At 61.9% G+C, this 5,840-nt stretch carries 1 protein-coding gene and 1 pseudogene; one reads left to right on the top strand and one right to left on the bottom strand.

Translation table 11 applies throughout. The annotated features are described in order from the left end of the window. Positions 1 to 2,948, bottom strand: a 2,948-nt coding sequence (locus tag G3N95_RS40220) for an ESPR-type extended signal peptide-containing protein (protein WP_277398070.1), incomplete at its 3' end; no start/stop codon positions are given. Positions 2,949 to 4,006: 1,058 nt separating this feature from the next. Here G3N95_RS40220 and G3N95_RS40215 point away from each other — a divergent pair. After that, positions 4,007 to 5,840 (top strand): annotated as a pseudogene (locus G3N95_RS40215) (adhesin); the annotation flags it as partial.

The raw sequence follows: 5,840 nt of genomic DNA, 5'->3' as shown, positions 1-5,840 counted from the left end.
ACCGTCGTGCCGCCGATCACATAGCTCGGTGCCGAGATGGAACCGTCGCTGTTGACCGTCGAACCGCCACCGAGTGCTGCGGCCGTCGAGTTCGCGACGCTATACAGCTGCGAGCCGTTGACTGCATCAAGGCTGGAACTGTTGACCGCGCCTGCTGCGACACCCGTCAGCGTGCGAGCGCCAGCCGTGCCCGTGAAATCGACGATCGTGCCGTCGGTTGCCGCTGCGACGGTGATGTTGCGCGTCGTCGCATCCTGCTGGACGAGGCCGACTTCGCCGCTGTTCAGTTGCGTGGTCAGGTTCGTGATGTCGGTCGACATTGCCGTGACGCGTGCATCGACGTTGGTCATTGCACCGGCGATGTTGTTCACCGTCGTGCCGCCGATCACATAGCTCGGTGCCGAGATGGAACCGTCGCTGTTGACCGTCGAACCGCCACCGAGTGCTGCGGCCGTCGAGTTCGCGACGCTATACAGCTGCGAGCCGTTGACTGCATCGAGGCTGGAACTGTTGACAGCGCCTGCTGCGACACCCGTCAGCGTGCGAGCGCCAGCCGTGCCCGTGAAGTCGACGATCGTGCCGTCGGTTGCCGCTGCGACGGTGATGTTGCGCGTCGTCGCATCCTGCTGGACGAGGCCGACTTCGCCGCTGTTCAGTTGCGTGGTCAGGTTCGTGATGTCGGTCGACATCGACGTGACGCGTGCATCGACGTTGGTGAGCGCGCCGGCGATGTTGTTCACCGTCGTGCCGCCGACCACATACGAGGGCGGGGTGATCGCGCCAGTCGCCGCGTTGTAAGTCGAACCGCCACCGAGCGCGTTTGCGACGCTCGTGGCAACGCTGCCGACCTTCGCGTCTTCCGACTGCAACTGGCTCACGTTCACTGCGTCCGTGCCGTTCAGGCCTGCTGCGACGTTCGTGATGCGGCGCTCGGCGCCTGCCTTGCCCACCGATACTTCGCCGCCCGCAGCCGTTGCCGCTGACAGGGTCCCGCTACCCGGGTTGTAACCCGCCGTCGTCAGCGTCGTCGAGTTGGCCACCGAGTTCGAGCCCAGCGCCACCGAATTCGCAGTGGTGGCTTGTGCATTTGCACCCAGCGCGGTCGCGTCGCTTGCCGTCGAATAAGCACTGTCACCGACGGCGACGCCAGACGCTGCGTTATCGACGTACGAGAAGTTGCCGAGTGCAACACCGTTTGTGGAGTTCGCGACCTGAGCAATATTGCCGATTGCAACAGCGTTGGTCGACGCGCTGTCGATGGAAAGCGTACCAACGTTTCCAATTGCAATACCACCCTGTCCCTGCGCCTGGACGCCGTTGCCGATGGCCAGCGAGTTGTTCCCGATGGCGCCCGTGCCGGTTCCGATTGCCATCGCCCCCGAACCCTGTGCCAGTGCGCCGCCACCAATGGCAACGGCGTTTGCGCCGCTAGCGGAAGAATCTGCCAGCGTCGAGTTCGCGTGGAAGTACATGATGCCGCCACTGCCGCCGGCACTTGCGATCGCCGTGTTCAGTTTGCCCAGCGCCGTGTCGATCGTGGTCATCGCCGTGCCGACATCCGTGTCGGCGCCCGACGTGCCATTGATCGAGTTTGCGTTCGTCAGCGCATAGCTGGGAGCAGAGACTGCGCCAGTAGCGGAAACAGACGAACCGCCGCCGAGTGCGTTGCTGACCGACTGGCTCACGCCATAAAGTTGCGTGCCGTTGACTGCGTCGATGCTCGAAGCGCCGACTGCGCCCGCTGCGACGCCCGTCAGCTTGCGAGCACCGCCAGTGCCCGTGAAGTCGACGATCGAACCGTCTGTTGCCGCTGCGACCTTGATGTTGCGGGTCGTCGGATCCTGCTGGACGAGACCGAGCACACCGCTGTTGATCTGCGCAGTCAGGTTGGTGATGCTGGTGGCGTTCTGCGTGGTACGTGTGTCGATGTTGGTGATTGCACCACCGATATTGCTCACTGTCGTGCCGCCGACAACGTAGGACGGGGCGCTGAGCGTGCCTGTCGCCGTGTTGAATGTCGAGCCACCGCCAAGTGCCGCGGCCGTTGCCGTACCTACGGCGTTCACCTTCGCGTCTTCCGAGGTCAACTGGCTCACGTTCACTGCATCGGTCGGATTCAGACCCGCCGCGACGCGCGTGATACGACGTTCGTTACCCGAGGTGCCCACCGACACTTCACCGCCCGCAGCCGTTGCTGCCGAGATCGCCGTGCCGCCAGCCGGTGTGAAGCCTGCCGTTCCCAGCGTTGCCGAGTTCGCGACCGAGTTGGCGCCCAGTGCGACGGAGTTCGCGGTGGTCGCGTGTGCGTTATATCCGAGCGCGGAAGCATTCGACGCGGTGGCTTGCGAATAGGTGCCGACGGCTGCTGTATAGTCCGCGGTCGCTGATGACGATCCACCAAGGGCGGTCGAGTAGATGCCGGAAGACGTCGAGCTGAAGCCAAGCGCAGCCGACTGCCAGTTGGTCGCGGTTGCGTTTGTACCGACGGCCAATGCCTGCGACGTGGTCGCCCCCGAATTGCCGGCCACAGACTGGTAGCCGATCGCGATGTTGGCCCCGTTACTGCTGCCGTTGTCGCCGTACGCCGTCGCCCCCCCACCGATTGCGATCGCGCCAAAGGTGTTGTTGGCACCAGCGACTGTCACCGCACCTGAGCCGATGGCGACATCGTATCCGAGAGCTGCCGTTGCGCCCGAGCCAACCGCAACGGTGTTGGCAGCATTCGCAACGGCGCCGCTTCCGATAGCCTCTGCGGAGGCCCCACCCGGCGCGGAACCGCCATCCAGTCCACCTGCATGCGCTGCTATCGACGCCACCAATCCAGCTGCCGCCAGCGCAACGACGACCGCACTCTTGCCAGAACGCTTGCCGCGTCCTTTCGCATTTTCCTGCGCCGCCATCCATGTCCCGGTCGATTCGTTCCAGATTGAACGGTATGTCTTGTTCATTTGTGATCCTAAATAAAGTTGTATCCGCGAACGATTGAGCACTGATCCAGACGGACGGCCAGTTCGAGAAGGTTGTCGTCAGATGCGGAGAAGTTGTGGGAACGAGGCGTCGCGCAGTTGAGCCTGCGTGCAATCGGAACGTCCCCTTGCAACGTTTTGTTGAGATCAACCGTGAGGCGAGCTCTTAACTACTCCAACGATTACGCCAACTTTATTGCGACATAGACCGCATCTAAATAAGAAGAGTCCGAATAGCGCTTAAGAGAATCGAATGGAAATCAGGGTGGTATCTCGGATTTAAATAAGTGTGCATCCGGCATTTCAAAAGAGTTGGCGGGGCGGCATGAGGTGGTTTCAGAGTCGTCCTATTTTGACGGTCTCTGTATCGAAATACAGTGGCGTCAGTGTGGGAAAGGAGCGGAATTCTGAGGCGCCTCATTTATCTCGAAATGTTGGCCTTTGCCCGGGTCGTTCCAGGCACTCCAAGTCGCGTAAGCGTCGCATCTGGTTCGCGCCGTAACGTATCCCGATGTCGTGCCGAAACTTCATCTGCGTGCACGCGGAAATTTATATCAAGATTAGGATTGCAAATGAATAAGACGTACCGATCAATCTGGAACGAGTCGACTGGTACCTGGGTAGCGGCGCAGGAGAACGCGCGGGGACGTGGGAAGAATACGAAACGTAGCGCGCGAAAGTTGTCCTCCGCCGTCGGTGTTAGCGGCGCGTTTACGTTCGTCGGGATCGGCCTTTTTGCCTTGTCGCCGACCGCGATGGCGGGCTCGATCATGAACTGCGGAAACGGCCAAAACTCATATGCATCGTTCAGTATCGATGATGGATCTTGGGCGAACGCTAATACGCCCCCGTACTATGCCTTTCCCACCGACTGTACTTCTGCCGGTTCGGGGGTTGTCATCTCTGAGGATCCCAATTTCTATAGCCCAAGCGGTTCGTATGCGACCATTCTTGTAGGCCAGACCGGGGCTTCCGGTTCAGCGCCCGGTACCATCGCGCTCTATGGTCCCAACGGCATCAACATGATGAACCAGGTCAGCATGACTGGTAACAAGATCGTCAATCTCGCAGCGGGCACGGTTTCCAGCGCTAGCAAGGATGCAATCAACGGTTCGCAGCTATACGCGCTTTCGTCGTCGACTGCTGCGGCACTCGGCGGCGGTTCATCGGTGCTGAGCACGGGTGCTGTGACAGCCCCGAGCTACGCGCTGACCAATGCGAATTCGATCGACGGCACCTCCGGCGCGAAAACGGATATCGGCACCGCGATGACCACCATCGATACAGCGCTGGGCAAGCTCAATACGTCGATCACGAATATCAATAACGGCGCGGGCATCAAATACTTCCACGCGAACTCGACGCTGGCGGACTCGGTGGCGACGGGCACGGACGCAGTGGCGATCGGCGGCAACGCGAGCGCGACGACGGCGAACTCGGTGGCGCTGGGCTCGAACTCGGTGGCAAACTCGGCGACGCTGGGTACGGCAGGCTTTATGCCGGTGGGTGGCACGGCAATCGCAGCGGCGACGGCAGCGGGTGAAGTGTCGGTGGGCAAGGCAGGCGCTGAGCGCCGCATCACGAACGTGGCGGCGGGTCTGAACCCGACCGATGCGGTGAACGTGAGCCAGCTGATGTCGGAAGACGCGAAGGTCAACAACATCGGCAACAACCTGGCGAACCTGAGCAACACGGTCAACAACATCAGCGGTGGTTCGGGGACCACCAAATATTTCCACGCGAACTCGACGCAGGTCGATTCGAACGCGTCGGGCGGGGAAGCCATCGCGATTGGCGGTGCAGCGTCCGCTGCAGGAATGAACTCGGTCGCACTGGGCCTGAGCTCGGTTTCGGCTGGGAACGTCAGCGTTGCGGTCGGTGCAGGAGCTTCAACGGCTGGAGCATTCGGGGTGGCGATCGGTGCGGGCGCGAAGGCGTTGACCACGCAAAGCGATGCAATCGGTGACTCGACAACTGCCAGCGGACTGTATGCAGTGGCCGTCGGTACGCAATCGAAAGCGTCTGGTCAGAGCGCGCTCGCAGTCGGTGACACGGCCCTGGCTTCGGGCAACAGTTCCACCGCCATTGGCCAGAATGCGAACGCTTCCACTTCGAACTCGGTGGCACTGGGCTCGAACTCGGTGGCGAACTCGGCGACGCTGGCCACGGCGGGCTTCACGCCGGTCGGCGGCACGGCAATCGCAGCGGCGACGGCAGCAGGCGGTGAAGTGTCGGTGGGCGCAGCGGGCGCAGAGCGTCGCATCACGAATGTCGCAGCGGGTCTGAACCCGACCGATGCGGTGAACGTGAGCCAGTTGACGTCGGAAGACGCGAAGGTGAACAACGTTTCGAACAATGTTTCGAACGTTGCGAACAACCTGAGCAACCTGGGCAACAACGTCACCAACATCAACAACCAGGTGACGAACATCGTCAACGGTGGCGGCATCAAGTACTTCCACGCGAACTCGACGCTGGCGGACTCGTCGGCGACGGGTGCGAACAGCGTGGCGGCAGGTCCGGCAGCGGTGGCGAGCGCATCGAATGCGGTCGCGATGGGCAATGGCGCGAGCGCGACGACAGCGAACTCGGTGGCGCTGGGCTCGAACTCGGTGGCGAACTCGGCGACGCTGGGTACGGCAGGCTTCCAGCCGGTCGGTGGCACGGCAATCGCAGCGGCGACGGCAGCAGGCGGTGAAGTGTCGGTGGGCGCAGCGGGCGCAGAGCGTCGCATCACGAACGTCGCAGCAGGCCTGAACCCGACCGATGCGGTGAACGTGAGCCAGTTGATGTCGGAAGACGCGAAGGTGAACAACGTTTCGAACAATGTTTCGAACGTTGCGAACAACCTGAGCAACCTGGGCAACAACGTCA

The sequence above is a fragment of the Paraburkholderia sp. Tr-20389 genome (assembly GCF_017104565.1).
GTDB lineage: Bacteria > Pseudomonadota > Gammaproteobacteria > Burkholderiales > Burkholderiaceae > Paraburkholderia.
This window is presented reverse-complemented; position numbering and strand designations above follow the sequence as displayed.